General features: G+C 66.1%; 25 protein-coding genes. 12 read left to right on the forward strand and 13 right to left on the reverse strand.

Annotated elements, in window-relative coordinates:
- Window positions 1–8: 8 nt before the first annotated feature.
- Together EGT29_RS07445 and EGT29_RS07450 are read right to left on the reverse strand one after the other, a co-directional pair.
- Window positions 9–500: an arsenate reductase ArsC gene (locus EGT29_RS07445; RefSeq protein ID WP_124688420.1), complete on the reverse strand. Its 492-nt coding sequence runs from the start codon at window positions 498–500 to the stop codon at window positions 9–11.
- A 31-nt stretch (window positions 501–531) separates the two neighbouring features.
- On the reverse strand, window positions 532–858 hold the full coding sequence (locus EGT29_RS07450) for a helix-turn-helix transcriptional regulator (RefSeq protein WP_124688421.1): 327 nt from the start codon (window positions 856–858) through the stop codon (window positions 532–534).
- A 174-nt stretch (window positions 859–1,032) separates the two neighbouring features.
- Between EGT29_RS07450 and chrA the strand changes: the two genes are divergently transcribed.
- Window positions 1,033–2,394 (forward strand): chromate efflux transporter, encoded by a 1,362-nt coding sequence (gene chrA, locus EGT29_RS07455; RefSeq protein WP_124688422.1) that lies wholly within the window; start codon window positions 1,033–1,035, stop codon window positions 2,392–2,394.
- Between the two features lie 160 nt (window positions 2,395–2,554).
- Window positions 2,555–2,746 (forward strand): hypothetical protein, encoded by a 192-nt coding sequence (locus tag EGT29_RS07460; RefSeq protein WP_370282854.1) that lies wholly within the window; start codon window positions 2,555–2,557, stop codon window positions 2,744–2,746.
- A gap of 28 nt (window positions 2,747–2,774) precedes the next feature.
- Here EGT29_RS07460 and EGT29_RS07465 read toward each other — a convergent pair whose 3' ends face one another.
- From EGT29_RS07465 to EGT29_RS07485, 5 genes are all read right to left on the reverse strand, one after another.
- Window positions 2,775–3,935, reverse strand: coding sequence for a PepSY domain-containing protein (locus EGT29_RS07465; RefSeq protein WP_124688423.1), 1,161 nt, complete (start codon window positions 3,933–3,935; stop codon window positions 2,775–2,777).
- Window positions 3,936–3,939: 4 nt separating this feature from the next.
- Window positions 3,940–6,420, reverse strand: coding sequence for a TonB-dependent siderophore receptor (locus EGT29_RS07470; protein WP_370282855.1), 2,481 nt, complete (start codon window positions 6,418–6,420; stop codon window positions 3,940–3,942).
- Between the two features lie 85 nt (window positions 6,421–6,505).
- The gene (locus EGT29_RS07475; protein WP_124688424.1) at window positions 6,506–7,459 is read right to left on the reverse strand and encodes a FecR domain-containing protein; all 954 of its coding nucleotides are present in this window, start codon (window positions 7,457–7,459) and stop codon (window positions 6,506–6,508) included.
- A complete protein-coding gene (locus EGT29_RS07480) occupies window positions 7,456–7,986 on the reverse strand; it encodes a sigma-70 family RNA polymerase sigma factor (protein ID WP_124688425.1) in 531 nt (176 codons plus the stop codon). The genes EGT29_RS07475 and EGT29_RS07480 overlap by 4 nt, the downstream gene beginning before the upstream one ends.
- 61 nt (window positions 7,987–8,047) lie before the next feature.
- The gene (locus EGT29_RS07485) at window positions 8,048–8,758 is read right to left on the reverse strand and encodes a GntR family transcriptional regulator (protein WP_124688426.1); all 711 of its coding nucleotides are present in this window, start codon (window positions 8,756–8,758) and stop codon (window positions 8,048–8,050) included.
- Window positions 8,759–8,925: 167 nt separating this feature from the next.
- Here EGT29_RS07485 and EGT29_RS07490 point away from each other — a divergent pair, with 167 nt between their 5' ends.
- Genes EGT29_RS07490 through EGT29_RS07500 form a run of 3 tightly spaced genes read left to right on the forward strand, consistent with a single transcriptional unit; the run spans window position 8,926 to window position 11,499 of the window.
- A complete protein-coding gene (locus EGT29_RS07490; protein WP_124688427.1) occupies window positions 8,926–10,017 on the forward strand; it encodes an NAD(P)-dependent oxidoreductase in 1,092 nt (363 codons plus the stop codon).
- The gene (locus EGT29_RS07495; RefSeq protein ID WP_161567728.1) at window positions 10,017–10,979 is read left to right on the forward strand and encodes a tripartite tricarboxylate transporter substrate binding protein; all 963 of its coding nucleotides are present in this window, start codon (window positions 10,017–10,019) and stop codon (window positions 10,977–10,979) included. Before EGT29_RS07490 ends, EGT29_RS07495 begins: the two co-directional genes overlap by 1 nt.
- Window positions 10,980–10,989: 10 nt before the next feature.
- Window positions 10,990–11,499 (forward strand): cupin domain-containing protein, encoded by a 510-nt coding sequence (locus tag EGT29_RS07500; RefSeq protein ID WP_238160321.1) that lies wholly within the window; start codon window positions 10,990–10,992, stop codon window positions 11,497–11,499.
- Here the strand turns inward: EGT29_RS07500 and EGT29_RS07505 are convergent.
- Together EGT29_RS07505 and EGT29_RS07510 are read right to left on the reverse strand one after the other, a co-directional pair.
- Window positions 11,496–12,179: a GntR family transcriptional regulator gene (locus tag EGT29_RS07505; RefSeq protein WP_124688429.1), complete on the reverse strand. Its 684-nt coding sequence runs from the start codon at window positions 12,177–12,179 to the stop codon at window positions 11,496–11,498. The genes EGT29_RS07500 and EGT29_RS07505 overlap by 4 nt on opposite strands.
- Before the next feature lie 30 nt (window positions 12,180–12,209).
- Window positions 12,210–13,172: a VOC family protein gene (locus tag EGT29_RS07510; protein ID WP_161567729.1), complete on the reverse strand. Its 963-nt coding sequence runs from the start codon at window positions 13,170–13,172 to the stop codon at window positions 12,210–12,212.
- 202 nt (window positions 13,173–13,374) lie between these two features.
- On the opposite strand from EGT29_RS07510, the gene EGT29_RS07515 reads away from it, so the two are divergent.
- The 7 genes from EGT29_RS07515 (at window position 13,375) to EGT29_RS07545 (ending at window position 19,072) form a co-directional block, all read left to right on the forward strand.
- Window positions 13,375–14,271 (forward strand): alpha/beta fold hydrolase, encoded by an 897-nt coding sequence (locus EGT29_RS07515; protein ID WP_124688431.1) that lies wholly within the window; start codon window positions 13,375–13,377, stop codon window positions 14,269–14,271.
- Window positions 14,268–15,230: a tripartite tricarboxylate transporter substrate binding protein gene (locus tag EGT29_RS07520; RefSeq protein ID WP_124688432.1), complete on the forward strand. Its 963-nt coding sequence runs from the start codon at window positions 14,268–14,270 to the stop codon at window positions 15,228–15,230. The genes EGT29_RS07515 and EGT29_RS07520 overlap by 4 nt, the downstream gene beginning before the upstream one ends.
- Before the next feature lie 32 nt (window positions 15,231–15,262).
- Window positions 15,263–16,612 (forward strand): aromatic ring-hydroxylating dioxygenase subunit alpha, encoded by a 1,350-nt coding sequence (locus EGT29_RS07525; RefSeq protein ID WP_124688433.1) that lies wholly within the window; start codon window positions 15,263–15,265, stop codon window positions 16,610–16,612.
- A 2-nt stretch (window positions 16,613–16,614) separates the two neighbouring features.
- Complete coding sequence (locus EGT29_RS07530) at window positions 16,615–17,139, forward strand: aromatic-ring-hydroxylating dioxygenase subunit beta (RefSeq protein ID WP_161567730.1); 525 nt, start codon at window positions 16,615–16,617, stop codon at window positions 17,137–17,139.
- 175 nt (window positions 17,140–17,314) lie between these two features.
- On the forward strand, window positions 17,315–17,776 hold the full coding sequence (locus tag EGT29_RS07535; protein WP_124692260.1) for a nuclear transport factor 2 family protein: 462 nt from the start codon (window positions 17,315–17,317) through the stop codon (window positions 17,774–17,776).
- 146 nt (window positions 17,777–17,922) lie between these two features.
- Window positions 17,923–18,456 carry a class I SAM-dependent methyltransferase gene (locus tag EGT29_RS07540; RefSeq protein WP_124688435.1) on the forward strand — a complete coding sequence of 178 codons (534 nt, stop codon included), beginning with the start codon at window positions 17,923–17,925 and terminating at the stop codon, window positions 18,454–18,456.
- 130 nt (window positions 18,457–18,586) lie between these two features.
- The gene (locus EGT29_RS07545; RefSeq protein WP_124688436.1) at window positions 18,587–19,072 is read left to right on the forward strand and encodes a hypothetical protein; all 486 of its coding nucleotides are present in this window, start codon (window positions 18,587–18,589) and stop codon (window positions 19,070–19,072) included.
- A gap of 48 nt (window positions 19,073–19,120) precedes the next feature.
- Here EGT29_RS07545 and EGT29_RS07550 read toward each other — a convergent pair whose 3' ends face one another.
- From EGT29_RS07550 to EGT29_RS28440, 4 genes are all read right to left on the reverse strand, one after another.
- Window positions 19,121–19,474: a hypothetical protein gene (locus EGT29_RS07550; RefSeq protein ID WP_124688437.1), complete on the reverse strand. Its 354-nt coding sequence runs from the start codon at window positions 19,472–19,474 to the stop codon at window positions 19,121–19,123.
- An 11-nt stretch (window positions 19,475–19,485) separates the two neighbouring features.
- Window positions 19,486–20,877, reverse strand: coding sequence for a dihydroorotase family protein (locus EGT29_RS07555; RefSeq protein ID WP_124688438.1), 1,392 nt, complete (start codon window positions 20,875–20,877; stop codon window positions 19,486–19,488).
- 41 nt (window positions 20,878–20,918) lie between these two features.
- Window positions 20,919–21,671, reverse strand: a complete 753-nt coding sequence (locus tag EGT29_RS07560) for an IclR family transcriptional regulator (protein WP_124688439.1) — start codon at window positions 21,669–21,671, stop codon at window positions 20,919–20,921.
- A 65-nt stretch (window positions 21,672–21,736) separates the two neighbouring features.
- Complete coding sequence (locus EGT29_RS28440; RefSeq protein ID WP_161567731.1) at window positions 21,737–22,714, reverse strand: tripartite tricarboxylate transporter substrate binding protein; 978 nt, start codon at window positions 22,712–22,714, stop codon at window positions 21,737–21,739.
- Window positions 22,715–22,782 lie beyond the last annotated feature (68 nt).

The raw sequence follows: 22,782 nt of genomic DNA on the forward strand, positions 1-22,782 counted from the left end.
CTGTTCCCTTATTGCTTGCCAATGCTCCGCAGCTCGTGCTGCAAAGACATGCCGTCCAGCTTCTGGATCGGCAACGCCAGGAACAGCTCGATACGGCGTTTGAGCGCGATGGCTGCATCGTGGAAGGCCTTGCGCTGTTCGTCATCGCCCTCTACCGCGGCGGGGTCGGGCACGCCCCAGTGCGCCGATACCGGCTTGCCCGGCCAGATCGGGCAGGCTTCTCCCGCGGCGTTGTCGCAGACGGTGAAGATGAAATCGAGCGGCGGCGCATCGGCATGCGCAAACTCGTCCCAGTTCTTGCTGCGGTATCCCGTGGTCGGCAAAGCCAATCGCTCCAGGGTGGTCAGGGCCCGCGGGTGCACTTCGCCTTTGGGATGGCTGCCGGCCGAGTAGGCGCGGAAGCGTCCCTGGCCCAACCCGTTGAGCAAGCCTTCGGCCAGGATGGATCGAGCCGAGTTGCCGGTGCAGATGAACAGGACGTTGTAGACCTTGTTTTCCATGGGTGTCTCGTGGGTGGAGTTCATCGGGAAATCAACATGCGGCGCTTGCGCCGGTGCCGGAGATTTCACAGGCGACGCCTTGGCAGCAGTGTTCGGTCAAATAGCCAAGAAGCCCGTTCATCCGGGCGAAGTCGGCGCGATAAATCAGGTTGCGCCCGTGTTGCTCCACCGTGACCAGGGCGGCATGTGCCAACTCCTTGAGGTGGAAGGACAGGGTGTTGCGGGCAACCTGGAGCTGGTCGGCCAAAGTGCTCGGGGTCAATCCTTCCGGCCCGGCGACGACCAGGGCACGGAAGGCCCGCAGCCGTTGGGCATGGGCCAAGGCGGCGAGCGCGTTGATGGCTTGGGTTTCGTTCATTATTCTACAATACAACATTTATTGAATAATTATGTGAACAGTGCGTTGCAGGTGGATGAATTTCGAAGTCCACCGCCTCGTGCTACGATGATTTCACTCGGGATTTCAGCCTCCCGCTCTTCCAAGATAGACGGTGTCCCGTCCAAGCGCTGGTACTCTCAGCCGGAGTTATCCATGGACACCGCTACATCAGCATCCTTCCCTTCAGATATTGCCCCCCGCCGGCTTTCGCTGGGCGCGGCTTTGCGTTTTTGGCTGAAGCTGGGGTTTATCAGCTTCGGCGGTCCGGCAGGGCAGATCGCCATCATGCATACCGAACTCGTCGAGCGCCGACGGTGGATAAGCGAAGGGCGATTTCTTCACGCGTTGAACTACTGCATGCTGCTGCCAGGCCCGGAGGCCCAGCAACTGGCGACCTATATCGGCTGGCTGCTGCACCGCACATGGGGTGGCGTGGCCGCCGGGGTTCTTTTCGTTCTTCCTTCCTTGTTCCTCCTGATCGTGCTGTCATGGGTCTATGCCGCATATGGCAACCTGCCCGTGGTTGCGGGTCTGTTCTACGGCATCAAACCTGCCGTCACGGCCATCGTGTTGCACGCAGCGCATCGCATTGGCTCCCGAGCCCTGAAGAACCATGCGCATTGGCTGATAGCCGGAGCGGCGTTCCTCGCCATCTTCGCGCTTGACGCCCCATTTCCGCTTATTGTGGCCATCGCGGCACTGACGGGGTACCTGGGTGGAAGGTGGCGACCGGAGCTGTTTCGAACGGCCGGGGGGTATCACGCAGCGACCCAGGAAGGCGGGCAGGCAGCGCTTATCGACGATGACACCCCGGCACCCGAACATGCGCGTTTTCGCTGGTCGCGGCTGTGCATTCTGCTTATTGCCGGCCTTGCCTTGTGGGGCGTGCCGATGGTCGTGCTGGCAGTGGTATTCGGGTGGCATGGAGCCTATACGCAGATGGGCTGGTTCTTCACCAAAGCCGCGCTGCTTACCTTTGGGGGCGCTTACGCTGTGCTGCCCTATATTTTTCAGGGGGCCGTGGAGCACTACGCCTGGTTGACCCCTACCCAGATGATTGACGGCCTGGCACTGGGCGAGACCACGCCAGGCCCGCTGATCATGGTCGTGGCCTTCGTGGGTTTCGTGGCCGCCTATTCCCATGAACTGCTTGGCTCGACGTCCCCGTTCATTGCTGGCGCCCTGGGTGCAACGCTGGTGACGTGGTTCACCTTCCTGCCGTCATTTGTTCTTATTCTTGCGGGGGGACCCGTGGTCGAGGCAACAAAAGAGGATCTGAATTTCACCGCGCCGCTGGTTGCCATAACAGCCGCGGTGGTCGGCGTCATCATCAACCTGGCACTGTTTTTTGGCTATCACGTGTTATGGCCAGCGGGGCTGGCTGGGCGATTCGATGGGGTCTCGGCGATCATCGTTGTGGCGGCGGCAGTGGCGCTGTTCCGCTACAAGCGCGGGGTGATCCAAGTGATCGCCGGGAGCGCGATAGCAGGTCTGGCCGTTTCCTTCATGGGCTAGAGATCGAGCGCCATGCCGCCAGTCGGCTGCTACAGCTTTGCGCCGACGTAGAACATCAGGATCGACAGAGCGCCTTCACGTTCATGGACATCGGTGAACGGGTGGCGATCAGCATGGTGTGGCCATCCGCCGGGCGATGCCGTTCCAGGCTCCCCAGTCGATGTCCAACGACGACGTCTACAGCGTGACGGCCTACCTGCTGCACAAGAACGGCATCCTTCCGGCGAACGCCACGGTGGACGCGAGCAACCTGGCCAAGGTCAAGATGCCCAATCGCGACAATTTCTATGTCGACGATCGTCCCGACGTGAAGGCGGGCCGTTGCATGAAGGACTGCCTTTCGAAGAAATAGGCGTGCCCTTGCCGGTCATGGGCGGACGCTAGGCGGCATCCGAGGACGCGCGGGGCGCCGCCGTCCTCATTCCATATCTCATCACGCCCACGACGCACAGCAGGACGATCAGCACCCCGCCCAGCGCGACCAGCGCCCGGCCCAGGGGGCCCAGCACCTTGCCCGAGTGGACCGGATACTGCCAGACCAGGAACCGGTCCACCGGCGTGCCGCTGGCGTAGCCGAAGCGTCCTGCCAGCTCCCCGGTCCTGTCGTCGATGAAGACCTGTTCGTAGCGCACGCGCAAGGCGGACTCGCGCAGGTTCTTTTCCTTGAACGCGACCCGGTACATGCCACGCGAGGCCAGGTGCCCGAAGTACCAGGGCTCGTAGTCCCGGGTGCCTTCCGGCAGCAGTGCCCGCGCCAGGACGACGCTCTGCCGGGCGCTGATCAGGGGCGAGGAGGGCATCGCCGCCTGCGCCCGCCTCGCGATCGGATGCGGGCTGATCGGACCGAACAGGCTGGCCAGCGGCTTGAACACGTCATTGCCCAGACTCAGATAGACACCCGTGAAGGCAATGGGCAGGGCCACCAGCAGCGTCCACAGGCCGACGGTCCGGTGCAGGTCGTTCACCAGCTTCAATCCGCGCGCGTCCAGGCTCATGCGCCAGGCGGATCGCCAAGGCCGCCCGGGGCGGGTGGGAAAGGTCAGGTACAGGCCGGCCAGCGAGATGAGCAGCCAGGCGACGCAGACCCACCCGAGCAGGCGGCTGCCCCATTGCCCGGGCAGCGCGAGGTTGCGATGGAAGCGGTTGAGCCAGGGCATCAGGTGGGCGCGATCCCAGCTCCAGGCGCCCCACTTGCGCGTGCCCAGGATGCGGCCGGACGCGGGGTCGACGAACATGCGGTCGAAGTCGACGGCAGTGGCGCCGGGCCGGGCTTCGACCTGGATCTCGCTGGCCTGGCCCGGCGGCGTGTCCAGCGGCAGTTGCGTGACGCGGATGCGGCCGTCCTGGGATTCGATGCGCGCCAGCAGCGTGTCGAAGGGCAGGGCGGGGCGCGTGTCGCCGGTCTGGAACAGCGCGGGATTCAGCCACGCATCCAGTTCGTGTTCGAAGGCGATCAGGCTGCCCGTCAGGGCGGTGACCGCGATGAACAGGGCGATGGCCAGGCCGCACCAGCGGTGCAGCCCTCGAAGGAACGCTTTCACCGCGCTACCAGGTGTGGGCGTAGCTGATTCTCAGGACCGTACCGGCCGCGGGCAGGTGGCTGGTGTTGTTGTTGCTGCGCAGGAGCTGGCTGTAGAGCGGGTAGTAGTGCCGGTTGAACAGGTTCTCGATGCCCAGCGAGACCCGGTTCTTCGCGTCGATGCGCCAGTGGCTGACCAGGTCCACCGTGGTGTAGCCCTTGGCATCGTAGCGTCCGAAGCTGGTCTGGCCGTTCAGGCGGTAGTCCCTGGATGCATACGAGGTCACCTGGACGCGGTGGCTCCAGCTGCCGTTGGGTCGGTACTCGGCGTAAGCGGTCAGTTTCAGCGGCGGGATCCGGAAGCCGGTCATGTCCTGATAGGCGCTGGCGTTCTGGGGAAGTTCGCGGCCCTTCATCCAGGTGAAGCTGCCGCCCGCGCTCCAGCGGTCATCGTCGCTGAAGTAGTCGAGGCTGGCTTCCACGCCGTGGATTTTTTCCTTGGTCCTGAGCAGGGTCAGCCCGTTGTTGAAGCTCTGGACCGCCCCCAGGTCGGACCGCGACTGGAAGACGCTCAGGCTGGTTCGAAGGTTCTCGAAGCGGCCGCGCCAGCCCAGCTCGTAGGTGTCGGTCTTGATGGGCTTCAGGTTGGAGTTGCCGATGTTGAAGCTGGGCGAGGCATTGCGCAGGACGACGCCGATGTCGGGCAGCTCGAAGCCCTGGCTGTACGAAGCATAGAGCTCCTGGCCCTTGACCGGGGTGAAGACCGTGCCCAGGTTGAAGGTCCAGGCGCCGTAGTTCACCGCGCCTCCGGCCACCGATTGGGGGTTGGCCACGCGCGACTGCGACAGGGGCGTGAAGTCGTTGAAGCTGGCCCGTGAGCGTTCGTAGCGGGCGCCGCCTTCGACGGACCAGCGGTCGTTGAATTTGTGCTGCGCCTGGGCGAAGGCGCCCAGGCTGCGCGTGGTGAGCGGCGGCATGTACATCAGGCGGCCGGTCTTGTTGAAGACCAGGCCGCCGCTGGCGTCATAGGCGGCGGGGTCGAAGATGTCGAGCGGCATGTCGGTCCGCTCGTGGTTGAAGTCCGCGCCCCAGACCAGCAGGGTGTTCCGGTCCTGGCCCAGGGGAGTCTTGACGGTCAGCCGTCCGCCGAAGACCTTCGAGTTCTGCATGGCCTGGTCGACGTTGCCGCCGCGGACGGGGACGGCACGCGCGTCGAAGGGGGAGAAGCGCGTGAAGAAATCGCGGTAGTAGAGCTGCGCGGCCAGCGTGCTGCCCGCCACGTTCCTGTTCTCGTAGTCCAGCCCCAGTATGGTGTTCTGGATCTGGTTCTGCTTGTCGAGCTGGAGTCCCTTGATGGACCTGGCCGGGACGGATCCGGGGGGCAGCTTGGCCACCGACGGGTCCGAGGCGTACTTCGTGTCCTGCCTGGCGTCGTAGCGGCTGGCCGACAGTTGCAGCCGCTGGTCCTCGGCCAGCTTGAATCCCACCTTGGCCGAGGCGTTGTAGATATTGGAATCGAACATGTCGCCCTGGCTGGGCTCCGGGGCGATGCGGTGTCCGTCCCCGTCGTAGGAACCGCCCACGTGCCGCGCGCCCAGGCTGACGGAGTAGTCGACCACGTCGCCGCCGCCCGACAGGTAGTGCTGCACCTCGCCGCCCAGTCCCGCGCTGCCCAGCCTGGACAGCGGCGTCACGCCGCTGACGATGGTTTCGGCCTTGGTTTCGCCCGAGGGGCGCTTGGTGCGGATGGAGACGATGCCGCCGGCGGCCCCGCTTCCATAGATGGCGCTGCTGCCCCGAAGCACCTCGATCTGTTCGATGTCGGCGGGATTGATGTTGGCGAGGTTCCGGGACGAATCGCGATTGGTGTTGAGCGGAATGCCATCGACCAGCACCAGCATGTTCCGGCCGCGCAGGGTCTGGCCGTAGTCCGTGATGGTATGGCTGGCGTCCGCCATGCCGGGGACGGCCTTGCTCAGCATCGTCGCCAGGCTGTCGGAACCCTGCCGCAACTGCTGGATTTCCTCGCCTTCCAGCAGCGTGACCTGCCTGGCGGGGGCCGTGAGATTGTTCTGCGTGCGCGCGCTGACGGTGACCGTGGCGAGTTCCGTCGTTTCCGTGGCGGTGGCCGCGGCCTGCGCCGCCCGCACGCCGGGCGCGGGCTCCAGAGCGTAGTTGCCTTCCCCCATCCGCCGCAGCCGCAGGCCGCTCTGTTCCAGCAGCCGCGCGAAACCGTCCTCGACGGAGAACGAGCCGGACAGGCCCGGGGTGGCCATCCCGCGCAATCGGGCCGAATCGACGCTGAGGTTGACGCCGGCCTGGGCCGCGAACTGCATCAGGGCGGGCGCCAGCGGCCCGGCGGGAATGCGATAGGCCTTCTGGACCTGGCCGGCGGCGGGCGTGGCCGCCAGCGCGGACTGTCCATGGAAGGCCAGGACGCTCATGCCGAGGACGGCGGCAAGGCGGCGCGGGGAAGGCCGCGGGTGGCGGGCGCGGTGTTGGGGCATGTCGTGAATCCTCGTGACTGTCGTGGGCCGTTGTAGGGAGGCTTGGTGGATATGACAGGCGAGATTCAAAAACCGGACAGGGGGCCTAGCGGCGGGTCACCCTGACCCAGTAGCGGGTCCGTTCTTCGGTCCGCACGGGCAGCGTCCGGGTCAGGAGGTCCAGGATGCGGGAGGTGTCATTCAATTGGAAGCTGCCGGAGACCCGCAGGTCCGCGGCATCCGGGGCGCACTGCAGGATGCCGGGCCGGTAGCGGGCCAGTTCGGCCAGGAAGTCCTCCAGCCGCATGTCCTGCGCATAAAGTACGCCCTGGGTCCAGGCATCCGCTTCGGGCGCAAGCGCCGTCACGGCGCGGACCGCCTGGCTGTCGAATTCGGCGCGTTCCCCGGCCTGGACGATGGTGCTGTGCGTCGACCGGGCGGGACGGATCCTGACCGCGCCGTCCAGCACCGCGAGCGCGGTGCCCTGCTCGTGCGTGCGGACGAGGAAGCGGGTGCCCAGGGCCTGCATGTCGCCGTCTTCGGTCTGGACGATGAAGGGCTGGCCGGCGTACCGGGCCGGATGCGCCGTTTCCACCAGGATCTCCCCCGCGTGCTGGCGCACCCGCCGGGCGGTGCCATCGAAGTTCGCGCTGATGGCCGAAGCCGTGTTCAGCAGGATCCGGCTGCCATCGGCCAGCGTGATCGACCGGCGCTCCCCGGTGGCCGTCCTGAAGTCGGCATTCCAGGTTTGCCAGGGAAGCCGGCGATACGCCAGCCAGCCCAGCGCCGGCGCGCCGATCGCCAGCGCGGCCGTCTTGAGGAATTGCCTGCGGCTGGCCGTGCGGCGGGGCCGATTCAGCACGGCCATGCCCATGGGGACGGGCAGGGCGTTCATCCGTTCCTTCAGGCGCTCGGCCTGTTGCCAGACGTGTTCGTGGACGGCGCTCTGGCCGCGCCAGCGTTGCAGTTCCGCGTGTTCCGATTCGCTGAAGTCGGACGCGTGCCGGCGCGCGAGCCAGTGGGCGGCTTCATCGAGGATGCGCGCGTCGACGGCGTTCATGCGCCGGGGGCCAGCATGACGCGCAGGCATTGCCTGAAGCCCTGTGCCATGTAGCGGGTGACCGTGCGCACGCTGACCTGCATGTGCGCGGCGATTTCCTCGTAGGACAGGCCTTCCAGCTGGGAAAGCAGGAAGGCGGTGCGGGCCTTGGCCGGCAACTCGTCCAGCAGCGCGTCCAGTTCCTCCAGCGTTTCCAGCAGGATCGCCCGGGCTTCCACCGACGGCACGGTATGCTCGGGCAAGCGGTGCAGGGATGCCAGATAGGCCTGTTGCAGCGACTGGCGTTCGAGGTGGTTGACGACCAGGCGCTTGGCCACCGTCGTCAGGTAGGCCCGGGGTTCGCGGATGTCCTGGATGGCGTGTGTCCGGGCGCCCGCCCAGATACGGGTGAACGTGTCCTGGGCGATGTCCGCGGCGTCGGAGCGGTTTCCCAGCTTTCTTTGCAGCCAGGCAACCAGCCACTGGCTGTGCTGGCTATAGAGGCTGCCGAGCGCATGACTGGCGGCACTGTCGGCAGGTCGGGACACGCGTTTCCCTACAGGGTCAAGGACATGCTCCTATTTTTGCATAAAATGATAGCGATTCGCATTATTGTTCTTGCAGGGCGGCCAGCAAGGCCGCCGCTTCGTCTTTCTCTTCCTTGGCCGCCTGGCGCCAGCCATCCAGAATCGCATCGCGCTGCCAGCTGATGTGCCGGCGCAAGGCCTGGGTCAGACCGCCGCGGTCGCGCGCCTTGTAGAGCTGCACCAGTTGGCGGTGCTCTTCCTGGGCATTGCCCTGGCCGGGGTCGTACGTGAAATACAGGCTGCGCAGCCAGGTCACGTATTTCGACCAGTCGTTGGCCACGCGCTGCAGCTGCTGGTTGCGGCAATCCGCGCGCAGGGCCTCGTGGAAGGCGTGCAGGACGGGGGACTCCGGCGCGGGGGATTGTTCGAGGCGGTGCAGCAGGATCTCGATGCCGCGGATCGCGTCGGCGTCGCTGCGCAGGCTCGATTCGTACAGCCGCTCGCTTTCCAGCAGCACCCAGACGTCGAAGCAGTCGACGATGAAGGCCTCGGTCGGGACGCTGACGCGGCGGTCCCGCATCGTGCCCCGCTCGGCAAGTCCCACGCGTTCGAGTTCGCTGATGGCTTCGCGCACGGGCGACCGGCTGACACCGAAGCGGGCGGAAAGCACGTCCTCGGCCAGCCGGGTACCGGGCTGCAGGCGGCCCTGGATGATGGCGGTTTCCAGGGCTTCGTAGATCTCTCTGGAGAGATTCTTGCGCGGGGGGAGGCTGCCTATATCGAGCTTGAGCATGGGCCGGCTGAATTCAAAATACTTGGGAAAGTATAGCCACTGACTCCCTGGCAGTCGGCGATGATGCTTTTGTTTTGGTGGAAACCCCTAGAAAATTGGCGTTTCGAGTTTTGTATTTTGAATGCAAAATTCAAACTATCATCAGCTATTCCACCCGAGAGCGTCACATGGCCGCCCCCCTTTCCACCGTGTTCCTGGCGCACGACTACATGCTGTCGGAAGTGCTGGACCAGATCGCCGCGGGGCTGGCCGAGCGGCGGGTGCGGGTGGTGCGCGGCCCGGTCACGGCGCCCGGTCCCAAGCTCGTCTATGACGTGCCGGGCATGCGGGCGCAATTGCGGGACGTGGAGGTGGCGGTATTCAGTTCGCGTTCGGTCTGCGGGCCGGAACTCATGGATGCCATGCCCAGGCTGCGCGGCATCGTGAATCCCACGGTGGGCCTGGAAACGGTGGACGTCGCGGCCGCGACGCAGCGGGGAATCCTGGTCGGCCACGCCGCCACGCTCCAGAACCGTACGGCGCTGTCCGAGGCCACCGTCATGCTGATCCTGATGCAGCTCTACCAGCCGGATCGGGCGCGCGAGGTCATGGACGGCCGGCGGCCGCGGCCCCGGGCCCTGCTGGCGGAGCGCTGGGCTCGCATCCTGTCCGGCCGGACGGTTGGACTGGTCGGATTCGGCCGTATCGGCAGGGAGGTCGCCCGCCGCCTGGCGGGGTTCAGCGTGCGGGTCCTGGCCTGCGGCCGCCCGGGCGCGCCGCGTCCGGACGACCTGCCGGATCACGTGGCCTTCGTGGCGCTGGACGAGTTGCTGGCCGGCAGCGACATCGTGAGCCTGCACGTCACGCCCGCGCCCGGCGCGAGGCCGGTGATGGGCGCGCGGGAGTTCGCGCTGATGAAGCCCGGCGCCCGGCTGATCAATACGGCGCGCGGGCAGGCCGTGGACGAGCGGGCCCTGTGCGAGGCGCTGGCATCGGGCCGGCTGGGGGGCGCCGCGCTGGACACGTTCGAGGTCGAGCCGCTGCCCGCGGACAGCCCGCTCTGGACGCTGGACAACGTCTATCTGACCCCGCATCTGGTTGCCCAGACCTATGACGGGCTGAGCGTGCTGCCCGGCACCGCGCTCGAGAACATCGACCGCCTGCTGCGCGGCGAGCTGCCGCTGTATTGCAAGAACCCCGAGGCGGAGCCCGCATGGCGGCGCCGCCTGCATGCCATGGAAGGTCCGGCGATGGCCGGGCCGAGCGTCGAGGAGCGATGATGAAAAGGGTGTTCGGATGGATGGCGGTATTGGCGGGCATGGCGTGGGGCGGCAATGCGCACGCCGACGCCACGGTTTACCCGGGCAAGCCCATACGCCTGATTTTCCCGTGGGCGCCGGGGTCGGTCATCGACGCGCTGACGCGTTCGATGGCCGAGGGGATGGCGGCGCGGCTGGGGCAGCCGGTCGTGGTCGAGACGCGCGCGGGAGCCAACGGCATGATCGCCGCCCAGCAGCTCATCGCGGCGGCGCCCGACGGCTACACGCTGATGATGGGCAACGAAGGTTCGTTCGGCATCAACACGGTCCGGCCGAACGCCACCTACGATGCGCGCCGGGACTTCGCGCCCGTCGCGCATGTGGCGACCACGCCCCTTTTCATCGTCGTCCATCCCGCGTCGCCATATCGTTCGCTGGCGGACCTGATCGCTGCCGCGCGCAAGCCCGACGCGCGCATCAGCTACGGCAGCATAGGCGTGGGCTCCAGCTCGCATCTGGCGATAGAGAAGATCTCGCTGGCTTCCGGCGTGCCCTTCATCCACGTCCCCTACAAGGGCAGCGCCGAGGTCATCACCAGCATCCAGGGCGGACATGTGACCTTCGCCTACAACGGCGGACTGATGAACGTGCACGAGGGGCGCGTCCGGGCGCTCGCGGTCGGGTCGGCGCAGCGTTACGCGGGCGCTCCGAACGTGCCCACCGTCAGGGAGACCATAGGTGGCGACTACGATGAAATGGCCTGGTTCGGCCTGGTGGCGCCGCGCGGGACGCCCGCGCCTATCGTCGAGCGCTTGAACGCCGTGGTCGTGGAGACCCTGTCGCAGCCGGCTTTCAAGGAGAAGTTCAGCGCACTGGGCTTCGATCCCGCGCCGGGATCCGCGGCGATGCTGGCCGGGAAGATCGAGCGGTCGGTGTCGGGAACCGCGCAGATCATCCGCAAGGCCAACATCCAACTCGACTAGGGGAATCCGCATGAGCCAGCAGGGGAACGCCGCCGTACCCGCCTTCAGCCAGAGCAACGCCGATCTCGTCCGCATGCTGTCCGAGCTCGAGAAGCCCGGCGTGCCGTCCTTCTTCAAGCTGAGCGGCCAGTTGCCGGCGCAGGGAAGGACCGACACGCCCATGGCCGCCAGCGATCGCATGGCCGTCGTGTTGAAGGCCTACGCGGCGACGGGCGAGAACGAACTGCACGCCCATCCCAACGAAGATCATGTGTTCGTCGTGCTGCAAGGGCAGGCCACCTTTCATGGGCCTCATGGAGAAATGCGCACGATCGGCCCGCGCGAGGGCGTCATGCTGCCCCACGGAACCTTCTATTGGTTCAAGGCCACCAGCGAGGAACAACTCGTCATGATCCGCGTGGGCTGCGCGGTGGGCGACGCGCCCCGGCAGGGGCGCATAGGGATCGACGGCCTGCCCATGGATGGCCATTCGGCAGCCAACAAGGAAGTGCCGGTGATCCTGTCGGGGCGGTGCTTCTAGCGTTTCTGGCGCAGGCCGCTCAAGAGCCGCCGCGCCGTCTCTTCGACGTGGCTGCGGCTGAGCATGGCCAGCCCATGGGCATCGCCCGCCTTGAAGGCTTCGAAGATTTCCCGGTGTTCGCGCAGTGCCTGGCTGACGTCGCCGGTCAGGCGCATTTCCATGCGGACATAGGCTTCCACGGTATCGCGCAGGGTGTCGGCGATGTTGGCGAGGCGCTTGCGGCGGCTTGCGTGCACCAGCCGCGAGTGGAAGTCGCGGTTGAGGCTGGCCCACTGGTTGTCGTAGTTGGCTGAGCGGGCGGCCAGTGCCTCCATCTGCAGGAGCAGATGTTCGACGGCGTCGATGTCGTCCTGGGTGCGGGCGCGCGCCGCGATGGTCGCGGCGTGTTCTTCGATGACCATGCGCAGTTCGAAGATCTCGACGATCTCGTCCTGCTGAAGTTCCGTGACCGCATAGCCGCGCCGCGGGCGCAGCACGATCAGGCCGTCGGTTTCGAGCCGTCCCATCGCTTCGCGGACGGGAACCCGGCTGACGTTGAAGAGCTTGGCGATTTCCTCCTGGCGCAGGACGGCGCCGGGCTTGAGCGTCCCGTCCAGGATGTTGACGCGCAACTGCTTGTAGATGATTTCCGGCAGCGGCAGGCGTGAGTCGCCGGAGGCGAGCAGCGGGAGGGAGTCCATGGACGGATTGTATTCAAAAACGATCCGCTGCTAACTGGCATGCGCCAGCGCCAGGGGTTCCAGGAAGGCGTCGTCGCGCGATGCGTAGAGTTCGACCAGGAAGCCGTCGGGGTCGGCCAGGACCACGGCCTCGCGGTCGTCGTGCACGATGCGCCGGGCCGTGGCCGGCACCGGTGCTTCGGCCAGGTGCCGGGAAAAGCCGGCGGGGTCGACCATGAGCGAGAACATGCGAAAGCCCGTTTGTTGCCCGGTCCCGACCTCGGTCAGGCGCAGGTCCGGGCGGCCGGTGGTGCCGCCGAAGACGGCGGACCGGGCGGGGGATGCGGTCTCGGCCAACAACCGGAAGCCCGCGACTTCCTGCATGAAACGCATCATCTCGTCGTAGCGGCGGGTGGCCAGCGAAGCGCCCGTCACGTGGCGGGTCGGCATTTCGGACGGAGCGGGCCGGCGCAGGCTGGGGGTCGGGTTGTAGTTGGAGGTGGTCGAGCGTTCGCTGGACAGCGGGTCCCAACGGCTGGTGACCAGGTCGTCATGGTCCAGGTTGAACACGCTTTCCCAATTCTTCATGGAGTCGGCGTAGAACTCGTGCACGTTGCCGTCCGGGTCGGAAACGTAGACGGCATGCGAAATGATGTGGTCGTACAGCGCGTGGGGCGCCATGCCGGCCGCGCGCATGCGTTCGTACGCCGCCACCAGCGCGGCCTGGTTCTCCATCTCCCAGCCCAGGTGGTTCAGGCCCGGATGCCGGCCGCGGGTGGACTGGATCTGCACGTGGCCGTCGCGGCCATGGCGATCCTGGCCGCGCGAGATCTCGATCAACCCGAGGTCGTGATGCGTGTTGCCGTTCGACAGGAAGCCGGCGCCGATGGCGGTTTCCATCCTGACCCGCGCCAGGCCGCAATGCCGTTCGTAGAAGGAGAGGGAGGCCTCGAGATCGGAGACGTACAGGTTGACGTGGCCGAGCCGACGCGGTCCGAAGGCGACTTTTTCCATGCTGGAGTCCTTGTCTCGATTGAATTCGAAGCACTGTCTTTTTCGATTGTGTTCTGAATACAATATTTTTGTCAATGGCGCAAAAGAAATGGGATGACGAAGCATTCTTGCCAAAGATTTAGCGGGATTTAAGGGAAAACGAGAGCGTTGACGGCAAAGTATTTTGTATTCAAAATCTCGAAAACATCATGAAGAGGCAAGCATGAAAGCGGCGTTCCTCGACGTGGGCGGCCTGCGGACCCGTTATCTGATCGCCGGCGACGGTCCCTTGCTGATGCTCATCCATCCGGTCGGCTACCCGGCCGAGATCTTTGCCCGGAACATCGACGAGCTGGCGCGGGACTACACGGTGGTCGCGCCCGACCTGCCCGGGCAGGGGCACAGCGCGGCGCCAGCCGGGTGGACCGGCGCACCGCAGGCCTTGATGGCGGATCAGGTGCTGGCGCTGGCCTCGCATCTGGGATTCGACCGGCTTGCCGTCATGGGCAGCTCGCTGGGAGGCCTGGTGGCCGCCCGCACCGCGCTGCAGGCGCCGCAGCGCGTCACGGCGCTGGTGCTGACCGGCACGGGATCGGTCTTCAACGATCCCGTCGGCCAGCCGGAAGTCCTCAAGGCGGTCTACGCGAACGGTTCGCGCGCCTATGCCGAGCCGTCCCTGCAAGCGCTGCGCGCCCGGATCGCGAATACCTGCTTTCGTCCGCCGGACGCCGACGACATCCTGGTGGCGCACATGACGGCCTACGCGCTGCCTGGCGCGGCCGAGGCCTACCGGGACATCATGGACAGGCTCGCCCGCTCGATGGACGAGGGCGAAGCGCTGGCCTTTCCCTATCTGGAAGACATCGTGGCACGCACGCTGGTGATCATCGGGCGCGACGACACGCGCACGTCCCTGGCCGCCCACCGAGACGGGGCCGCCAGGATGCGCGACGCCGGGTTGCTGTGCCTGAACGAGTGCGGCCACTTGCCGTTCCTCGAGCATCCGCAACGGTTCAACGAAGCCGTGTCGCGTTTCCTGGCCGGAGCAGCGGCCGGTGAACGCGCACGGTCGATGGGCGGCGCCCTGTCGCCGGCAACCACAGTGAAGAGGCTGGGATGAAAACGAGATGGCTCGCTTGTCTGGCCGCCTGCGTGGCGGTCGTGCCGTACCCCGGATCGGCCGCGGCGGCGTATCCCGAGCGCATGGTGACCCTGGTGGTGGGGGCCGCGCCCGGGTCGTCCGGCGACATGCTGGCGCGCCTGGTGGCGCAGCGGCTGACCGAAAAATGGAAACAGAGCGTCGTCGTCGAGAACCGCACCGGCGCCAGCGGGCTGCTGGCGGCCAATCAGGTGCTCGGCGCGCCCGCCAACGGGTATACGCTGTACATGTCCAATGACAGCACGGCCATCAATCCGACCATGATGAAGACGCCGCCGCCCGATCCCCGCGTGGTCTTCGCCCCGATCAGCCTGCTGGCCCTGATCGATTTCAAGCTGGTCGTCAACGCCGCGACGCCGGTCCAGACCGTGCCGGAACTGATCGCCTACCTGAAGGCCGCGCCGGGCAAGTACTCGTATGCCTCGTCCGGGCCCAAGACGCCTCATCACCTGATGGCGGAACTGTTCAGGCATCAGGCGCAGGTGGACGTCCTGCACGTTCCCTATCGCGGCACCGCGCCGGCGATCACCTCCGTCCTGTCGAACAGCTCGCTGTATGCGTTCTCCGGCTTTCCCGCCGTGGACGGCCAGATCAAGGCCGGCCAGTTGCGGGCCCTGGCGACCACCGGCGACAAGCGCAATCCCGGCACGCCCGACCTGCCCACGGTGGGCGAGACGCTGAAGGGGTTCTCGGCCGCGTCCTGGTGGGCGATGTTCGTGCGGGCCGAGGTGCCGGCCGACATCCAGGCGCGCCTGGCGGCCGACGTGGGAAGCATCGTCGCCGACCCCCAGGTCAGCCAGCGCATGCGCGATTCGGGGCTGGAGCCGGTGGGGGGCGACCCCGCCCACCTGAAGCGCTTCCTGGATGCGGAGATCGGCAAGTGGGCGCGCCTGCCCGAGGGCCTGATCGACAAGGATTGAAGCATCAACGACGGTTCAATAAGGAGGAAACCATGCAGACGCTCGCGCCGCTGCGTCCGGTGCCCGCCGCGGAGGTCGATCCGACGGATGTGGGGCAACTGGTGCGCGAAGACCGGGTCCATGCCCGGGTGTATACCGATCCGGCCATCTTCGACATGGAGATGGAACGGATCTTCGAGCGGGCCTGGATCTTCATGGCCCATGAAAGCCAGATCCCGAACGCCGGCGATTTCCTGACCTCGCGCATCGGCAGGCATCCGGTCATCGTGGTGCGCGACGGCAAGCGGCAGGTCCACGTGCTGTACAACCGCTGTCCCCATCGCGGCGCGATCCTGTGCCGCGAGGCCGAGGGCAACGTCCACCATTTCGCCTGCCCCTACCACGGCTGGAGTTTCCGGACCAACGGCGACATCACCGGCATTCCGTTCCGTTCGGCCTATCCCGAGTCCTTTCTGAAGGACGAGAACCTGTCCATGGCCCACGTGGCACGGGTCGAGAACTACCGCGGGTTCATCTTCGCCAGCGTGGCGGAGCAGGGGCCGTCCCTGGTGGAATTCATCGGGCCGCTCAAGGACGGCCTGGACAATCTGCTGGACCGCTCGCCCACCGGCGAGATCGATGTCTCGGCGGGGGTCCACCAGTACGCCTACAAGGGAAACTGGAAGATGCAGATGGAGAACGGCCTGGACGAATACCATCCGCCGTTCTCGCATGCCTCGACCGTCAAGCCTGACGGCCAGCAGGTCCAGCGCTCGTACGGCGCCAAGGGCGGATTCAAGGTCCTGACCGGCAGCGATCCCAACCAGGAGAACGCGCGTTCGCACTACGACCACGGCGAGGTGCACGGCGCGCGGCATGGGCAGGCCTACCTGACCATCCCCGATGCCACGCGGCGCAGCGAACTCGATGACCCGGAGTACCGGCGCCTGCTGGTCGAGCGTCATGGCCAGGAGAAGGCGCTGGCCTTGATCGAGAGCAGCAACATGAGCAACGCGGTGTTCTATCCCAGCGTGATCATGCGCGTGACCGGCAACATGCACATCCGCGTCGTGCGGCCGATTTCGGTGGGGCTGACCGAGGTGCTGGTCTGGCCCATCCAGATCAAGGGCGTGGCCGACGGCATCAACCAGGGCATCGTCCGCTACGCCAACGTCCATGTCTCGGTCAGCTCGTTCGTGCAGACCGACGATCTGGAGATATTCGAGCGCGTGTACGAAGGCTTGCAGGCCGGCAAGCCCGACTGGGTCATGCTGGCGCGGGGGATGGGGCAGGATTGGGACGGGCCCTATCCGGACGAGAAGGTGGGACTGGCGACCTGGGAAACGGGCATGCGCGCGCAGTTCCGCTACTGGAAGGAACAGATGACGGAGGACCGGCGATGACCATGGCAACTTCCCCTGCGGCGCCGCGCGCCGCGTCCGGCGGGCCGGTCCGCCTGTCCGCGGCGCCAGCCGATGTCGCCGCGCTGATCATGCACGAGGCCGACCTGCTGGACGAACGGGCACTGGAAGCCTGGCTGGCGCTGTTCACCCGGGATGCGCTGTACTGGGTGCCGGCCGACCATGGCGACAGCGACCCCCTGCGCCGGATTTCGCTGTTCTACGACGATCGCTCGATCATGGAGGACCGGGTGTGGCGGCTCGGGCACCCGAAGATGTTCTCGCAGAATCCCCCGGCCCGGCAGGTGCGCGTGTTGTCCGCGCCCATGGTCGAGGCGTCCGGCGCCGATACGATGTCGGTGCGAACCAAGTTCGTGATGTTCGAGCATCGGCTGCGCGAACAGCGGACCTTTGGAGGCGTCTACCTGCACGAACTGGTCCGGCAGCAACAGGAATGGATGATACGGCGCAAGGTCGTGCATCTGGTGAATCGCGATACGGTGCTGTGGAACATAGGCGTTCCGATATGAGATGACGGCGCTGCCGCGGGAAGATTAACCGATGCTAACTATTGGTGCCTGATCGCTTGCCGCGTCGCGGGGTTGGTCCGATGATTCGCCCTTCGCCCAGCCGCCCCCCGGGGGAAGCTGGGCAGAAGCCGACTCAATCGAAGGAGATGTCGTGGCTAGCCCCTGCCCCTTGTTCATGCGTTTCATCGCTCCCGCCGGCGTCTTGCTCGCTCTGGTTCTCGCCAGTCCCGTCCACGCACAGGAAAAGGCTCGCAATCTCCAGCAGGAGGAAGCCAACCGCCAGCTCGTCGTCGAGTTCTACGACCGGGTCTTCAACCGGCATGAAGTCGCGGAAGGCTCCCGCGTGGTGGCGGACGACTACAAGCAGCACAATCCCGCGGTGCCCGATGGCAAGGCGCCGTTCGTTTCCTTCTTCGCCAACAAGTTCAAGACCAATACGCAGGCCAAGGTTCGCATCGTCCGCAGCGCGGCCAACGACGACCTCGTCTGGCTGCACGTCCATTCCACCGAGAACGCCAGCGACCGCGGCCGCGCCGTCGTCGACATCTTCCGCGTCAAGGACGGGAAGATCGTCGAGCACTGGGACGTGATCCAGTCCGTGCCGGAAAAAACGGCCAACAACAATACGATGTTCTAGCCGGCGCGCGGGCGGGGGGCGCCTGGATTGCGGGCGATGCTCGTACGTCTCCTCCTTCGCCGGCCGCATGTGCCCGCCAAGCCCGTTACACCCCAGGGCCAGCGAGCAGTTGCTCGCGGCCACACGCCGAGGTAGAGGCGATGCAGATGCACGAGCAAGACACTGTCCCACCCGCCCGGCTGTTCGTCACGCCGGATGCGCTCGCGGACACCATCGTGGACCATGCGTACATCCGTGCCGGCCACAGGCTGTGCGAGCCGAGCGCGGGAACCGGTGCGCTGCTTCGGGCCGTTCGGCGCCGCTTCGGACAGACGATCGACTGCGTCGCGGTGGAGATCAATGGCTCCATGGCGCGGGGCCTGGTCGATCAGGGCCTGAACGCTTCGATCATCCATGGCGATTTCCTGTCCCTGACCCGGGGGGAAATCGGGGAGTTCGACCGGATCGTCATGAGTCCGCCATTCGAGAACGGCCGCGACGTCGATCACATCCGCAAGGCCTTGACCCTGCTTCGCCCGGGCGGCCGCCTAGTCGCGCTGTGCATCGATGGCCCGAGGCAGAATCGCTATCTGCGTCCCATCGTCGAGGAACGCCGGGGGATCTGGAAAGAACTGCCCAGGCGTTTTTTCAGGGATCAAGGGGCCGTGGCCAACGTGGCGCTGCTGATCTTGAGCTGGTGACGCGGCCGGCTTCCCATGCTGTCATCCGATCATCCACATTATGACCAACACCAACAGAGTTTCGTACGTGGCGTTTCCATCCCGACGGTCCCCACGGCCGGATCCCGCGCGCGAATCGCCGGAAGCCTCGATGGCGCAGACCGAGGAAGCCTGTTCGGCAGAACGGCTGCGCGCGCTGGAGTCGATGTATGAACGCATCTGCGACGAGGCCGCGGAACTGGATGCTAGAAAGGTGGCGGCACAGCAGTCTTCACGCTACTGGCGCCAGCAGGCCGAGTTTGCCGCCGCGGGCGGGCGGGAAGACCTGGCGGAATCGGCAGCGGCGCGGGCACAGACCGCCGAGAATTTCGCGCAGCTCCTGCGGCATTCCCAGGATTCGACCGGCTGGGAAATGGCGCCGATCCTGGAGCAACTGAACGAGGCGACCTTGCTGGCGCGGGAAGCGGGATTCAAGCGGCCCTCCGGGCCCGCGGCCGAGAGTGATTCCATTCAGCGGCAGATCGACGCATTATGGCGGGCCCTGGAGGCCAGCCAGGCCACGCCGCCCGGCGCCGGACCCTGCTGCCTGACGGGGCAGGGGTGCCTGCTCGCCAGCAATCGTGACCGGTGGGGCTGATGTCCTGGGCATGTCGGACCCCTGGCCACGATCGCATCCGGGGGCCCGTCAGGCTTGGGGGGCCGCTTGCAGGATGGGAGGGCGCTGCTGGCCAGCTTCTTCCATTTCCAGCAGGCCGGCCAGGTGGACTTCCTGCACGCAGTCGCACTGGCCGGTGGCGACCCGGGCCCGCGCGTACCACATCTTGACGTCCTGCCCCATCGCTTCCATCAGCTTGCGCCGGACGTCGCGTTCAGACCAGTCCGAGATCAGCCAGGCCAGCATGGCTTCGTCCAGCAGCAGGCCGCCCAGATCCTCGGACGTGACGCCCAGTTCCAGGCAGCGCCGGCGGGCGTCCGAGAGTATCTGCACCGCGCGGGCCGTGTCGGGAACGGGGCCGCGTCCAGGCATCGAATCTTCCATCGTTTTCTCCTTCAGGCGGCGTTCGCCGCCACGTTGCGCAGGAAGCGGCCCGAGCCCGGTTCGCCCGAGACGACGCCATCCTGCATCACGATACGCCCGCCGCTGATCGTCATCACGACACGGCCCGTGTACGCGCGGCCCGAATAGGGAGACCACTTGACCTTGGTGTAGCACTCGTCGTCGGTCAGGACGCCGGTCCGGGCCATGTCGATGACCGCGATGTCCGCGTCGGCCCCGGGTTGCAGGACGCCTTTGCGCGGATGCAGGCCCAGCAGCTTCGCCGGGTTGGTCGACATGGTATGGACCAGTGTCTCCAGCGTCAGGCGCCCCTGGCTGACCAGGGTGAGCATGACGGCGCTGACGTGGTCGAGCTGGGGGTTGCCGAAGGGAATGCTCCAGGCATCCTTCCAGCCGGGCTCGAGTTCTTCGCGGGTATGCGGCGCATGGTCCGTGGCCAGCACGGTGACCAGCCCGCGGCCCAGGCAGTCCAGCAGCGCGTCGCGATGCGCCAGCGGCAGGCCGTAGGGCGTGGACAGCGGCCCCATCCGGGCCATGTCTTCCTCGCCCAGCAGCATGTACTTGGGATTCACCTCGGACGAGACCGGAACGCCTTCGCCGGCCGCTTCCTGGATCATGCGCAGGCTGCGCTCGGTGCGCACGTGCAGGATGTGCGTACGCGCCGAAGCGGCCCGGCTCATTTCGATCAGTGTCGAGATCGCGGTGTGGTCGCCCACGAAGTTCTCGCCGAAGTAGGCTTCCAGGAAGTCCCGCGGGCCGGTCGTGCCCGCGGCCCAGCGCTTGCGGGATTCGTGGGTGAACAGTTGCTGGTTCTGCGGGTGCACGGCGCAATACACGCCCAGATCGCGTGCCAGGCGCAGCGTGTCGTAGAGTTCCCCGGCATCGCCGGTGAACAGTTCGGGATCGTGAGGGTAGTGGGATTTCGGATCCGCCACCATGAAGATCTTCACGCCGATGGCGCCTTCCTCGACCATGCCCGGGATTTCGGCCAGATTGGTCGCGCCGGCGTAAAGCGCATAGTCGACCAGGGCGCGTTCGCCGACCGAGTCGCGCTTGGCGCGGAAGCGGTCGCGCGTCAGCAGGGCGGGCTTGTTGTTCGGCATGTCGACCACCGTGGTGACGCCGCCCGCGGCCGCCGCCTGGGTGCCCGTCCAGAAATCTTCCTTGTAGGTCAGCCCCGGGTCGCGGAAATGGACATGGGTGTCGATGAAGCCGGGCACGAGGATCTTGCCCCGCATGTCCACGGTGCGGCGTGCGGCGGGCGCCCAGCCCTCCGCGGACAGGAACGCGATTCTGCCGTCCTCGATGCCCACCGACGCTTCAACCAGGTTGCCGTTCGAATAGACCGATCCGCCGACAAGTAGCAGGTCCACCACTTTGCTCATCCACTTCTCTCCAACTCAAGCGCGGGACATCGCCGTGCCCGCTATGTCACACCGGCGTTTACGCAGCCCAGGTCGCCGGATATCCTGGCTGCCGCGGCAGCGACACACTTGCCCAGACGGGCCGTGGCTTCGCCGCTCATGCGCGTTTCGGCGCCCCAGACGCATATCGCGCCGGTCACCTTGTTCTGGGCGTTGTGGATGGGTGCCGCAATTCCCCAGATGTCGGGCCGCCATTCACCGCGGTTGACCGCATAGCCGTGTTCCCGCGCATAGGCCATCTCGCTTTCCATCGCCGCCTGGCTGGTGATGGTGGCCGAGGTGTAGGCCTCCAGCGGATACGCCAGCGTCGCGGCGACTTCCGGTGAGAACGCCAGCACGGCTTTGCCTCCGGACACCGCGTGGATGGGCACGCGGCTGCCGACCACCGTCGTCGCGCGCAGGGGTTGTGCGCTATCCGCCTTGTCGACGCAGACGACGGTGAGCTTTTCCGGGACCAGCAACTGCACCGACTCGTTGACCTGCGCGCACAACTGACGCACGACGGGCTTGGCCACGTCGATCAGGTCCAGGTTCGCCACTCTGCGCGACCCCAGTTCCCACATCTTGAGCGACAGCTGATACGCGGACGATTCGTTCTGGCTGACATAGCCCAGTGCCAGCAGCGTCCGGAGCAGGCGATGGACGTTGGCCTTGGTCATGTCCACCTCCGCGGCCAGCTCCGTCACGCCGCGCGCGCGATCCGAATTCGACAGCGCCTCGAGTACCGACAGTGCCTTGACGACGGTCTTATCCATGTTTCCCTATATCAAATGTTGATACGAGGAGCCATGTTATTGGAATGAAAACTACCCGGCAAACCTCATTCCAGCTTCAGTTTGATGGCGCGCGCGACGGCTCCGAAACTCTTCACTTCGCGATCGATGGTCTGTTTGACGATTTCCGGCGTATTCGCGTCCGCCGGGGCCTGGCCGCCCAGTTCCTGCAGGCGCTTGGCGATGTCCGGCTCGGCCAGGATCTCGTTCACCAGCGTGTTCAGGCTGTGCACCGTCGCCGGGGGCGTGGCCGCCGGCGCGAACAGGCCGAACCAGAGGTCCAGGTCCACGCCATGTATTCCCGATTCTTCCAGTGTGGGGACGTCCGGCAGTCGGGCAGACCGCTCCTTGCTCAGCACCGCCAGCGGCCGCAGCTTGCCGGCGGCGAGAAAACTCCGGGCGTCGGCGGCGCTTTGCAGGCCCCACTGGACATCGCCGCGGACCATCGCGTAGAGCGTGTCCTGGGAGCCCTTGTAGGGGACGTGGTTGAAGTGGGTTCCCGCCTGCTGGTTGATCAGTTCCGAGACCAGGTGCGAGAGCGCGCCTATGCCCGACGAGCCGTAGGACGGGGCCGGCTGCTTGTTGCGCCCGTCGGCCAGCAACTGGCTCAGGGTCTGGTACGGCGAATCCGTGCCGACCATGACCATGAATGGCGAGCGATAGGCGATCGCCACCGGGGCGAGATCGCTGGTCTTGTAGCCGGCGTTGGGGTTCACGTTCGGGATGATGGTGACCGGACCGGTGACCGTCAGCAGCAGGGTATAGCCATCGGCGGGCGCCTTGGCCACCAGCGCGGCACCGATCGCGCCCCCCGCTCCCACGCGGGTCTCGACCACCACGGGCTGGCCCGTGCGTTCGGTGATGCGCTTGGAGAGCAGGCGGGCGACTGAATCGGTGCCGCCGCCGGGAGCGAAGGGCACGACGAGACGGATCGGCTTGCTGGGAAAAGCCTCGGCGTGGGCGGCGGCCAGTGGTGCCGCCAGTCCCCAGGACAACACTGCCAGCTTCACGAGATGCTTGGTCACTTGCTTATTCTCCTTGGCCTTGTTCGTATCAATATTCAATACAATGTATAAAATATTGATACGGAATC

This window comes from Pigmentiphaga sp. H8 (genome assembly GCF_003854895.1).
Lineage (GTDB): Bacteria > Pseudomonadota > Gammaproteobacteria > Burkholderiales > Burkholderiaceae_B > Pigmentiphaga.

Bases quoted from the DNA above. Each gene is read 5' to 3' on its own strand.
- EGT29_RS07445 (WP_124688420.1), bottom strand. From the start codon at position 500: ATGGAAAACAAGGTCTACAACGTCCTGTTCATCTGCACCGGCAACTCG.
- EGT29_RS07450 (WP_124688421.1), bottom strand. From the start codon at position 858: ATGAACGAAACCCAAGCCATCAACGCGCTCGCCGCCTTGGCCCATGCC.
- chrA (WP_124688422.1), top strand. From the start codon at position 1,033: ATGGACACCGCTACATCAGCATCCTTCCCTTCAGATATTGCCCCCCGC.
- EGT29_RS07460 (WP_370282854.1), top strand. From the start codon at position 2,555: ATGTCCAACGACGACGTCTACAGCGTGACGGCCTACCTGCTGCACAAG.
- EGT29_RS07470 (WP_370282855.1), bottom strand. From the start codon at position 6,420: ATGCCCCAACACCGCGCCCGCCACCCGCGGCCTTCCCCGCGCCGCCTT.
- EGT29_RS07475 (WP_124688424.1), bottom strand. From the start codon at position 7,459: ATGAACGCCGTCGACGCGCGCATCCTCGATGAAGCCGCCCACTGGCTC.
- EGT29_RS07485 (WP_124688426.1), bottom strand. From the start codon at position 8,758: ATGCTCAAGCTCGATATAGGCAGCCTCCCCCCGCGCAAGAATCTCTCC.
- EGT29_RS07490 (WP_124688427.1), top strand. From the start codon at position 8,926: ATGGCCGCCCCCCTTTCCACCGTGTTCCTGGCGCACGACTACATGCTG.
- EGT29_RS07495 (WP_161567728.1), top strand. From the start codon at position 10,017: ATGAAAAGGGTGTTCGGATGGATGGCGGTATTGGCGGGCATGGCGTGG.
- EGT29_RS07500 (WP_238160321.1), top strand. From the start codon at position 10,990: ATGAGCCAGCAGGGGAACGCCGCCGTACCCGCCTTCAGCCAGAGCAAC.
- EGT29_RS07505 (WP_124688429.1), bottom strand. From the start codon at position 12,179: ATGGACTCCCTCCCGCTGCTCGCCTCCGGCGACTCACGCCTGCCGCTG.
- EGT29_RS07510 (WP_161567729.1), bottom strand. From the start codon at position 13,172: ATGGAAAAAGTCGCCTTCGGACCGCGTCGGCTCGGCCACGTCAACCTG.
- EGT29_RS07515 (WP_124688431.1), top strand. From the start codon at position 13,375: ATGAAAGCGGCGTTCCTCGACGTGGGCGGCCTGCGGACCCGTTATCTG.
- EGT29_RS07520 (WP_124688432.1), top strand. From the start codon at position 14,268: ATGAAAACGAGATGGCTCGCTTGTCTGGCCGCCTGCGTGGCGGTCGTG.
- EGT29_RS07525 (WP_124688433.1), top strand. From the start codon at position 15,263: ATGCAGACGCTCGCGCCGCTGCGTCCGGTGCCCGCCGCGGAGGTCGAT.
- EGT29_RS07530 (WP_161567730.1), top strand. From the start codon at position 16,615: ATGGCAACTTCCCCTGCGGCGCCGCGCGCCGCGTCCGGCGGGCCGGTC.
- EGT29_RS07535 (WP_124692260.1), top strand. From the start codon at position 17,315: ATGCGTTTCATCGCTCCCGCCGGCGTCTTGCTCGCTCTGGTTCTCGCC.
- EGT29_RS07540 (WP_124688435.1), top strand. From the start codon at position 17,923: ATGCACGAGCAAGACACTGTCCCACCCGCCCGGCTGTTCGTCACGCCG.
- EGT29_RS07545 (WP_124688436.1), top strand. From the start codon at position 18,587: ATGGCGCAGACCGAGGAAGCCTGTTCGGCAGAACGGCTGCGCGCGCTG.
- EGT29_RS07550 (WP_124688437.1), bottom strand. From the start codon at position 19,474: ATGGAAGATTCGATGCCTGGACGCGGCCCCGTTCCCGACACGGCCCGC.
- EGT29_RS07555 (WP_124688438.1), bottom strand. From the start codon at position 20,877: ATGAGCAAAGTGGTGGACCTGCTACTTGTCGGCGGATCGGTCTATTCG.
- EGT29_RS07560 (WP_124688439.1), bottom strand. From the start codon at position 21,671: ATGGATAAGACCGTCGTCAAGGCACTGTCGGTACTCGAGGCGCTGTCG.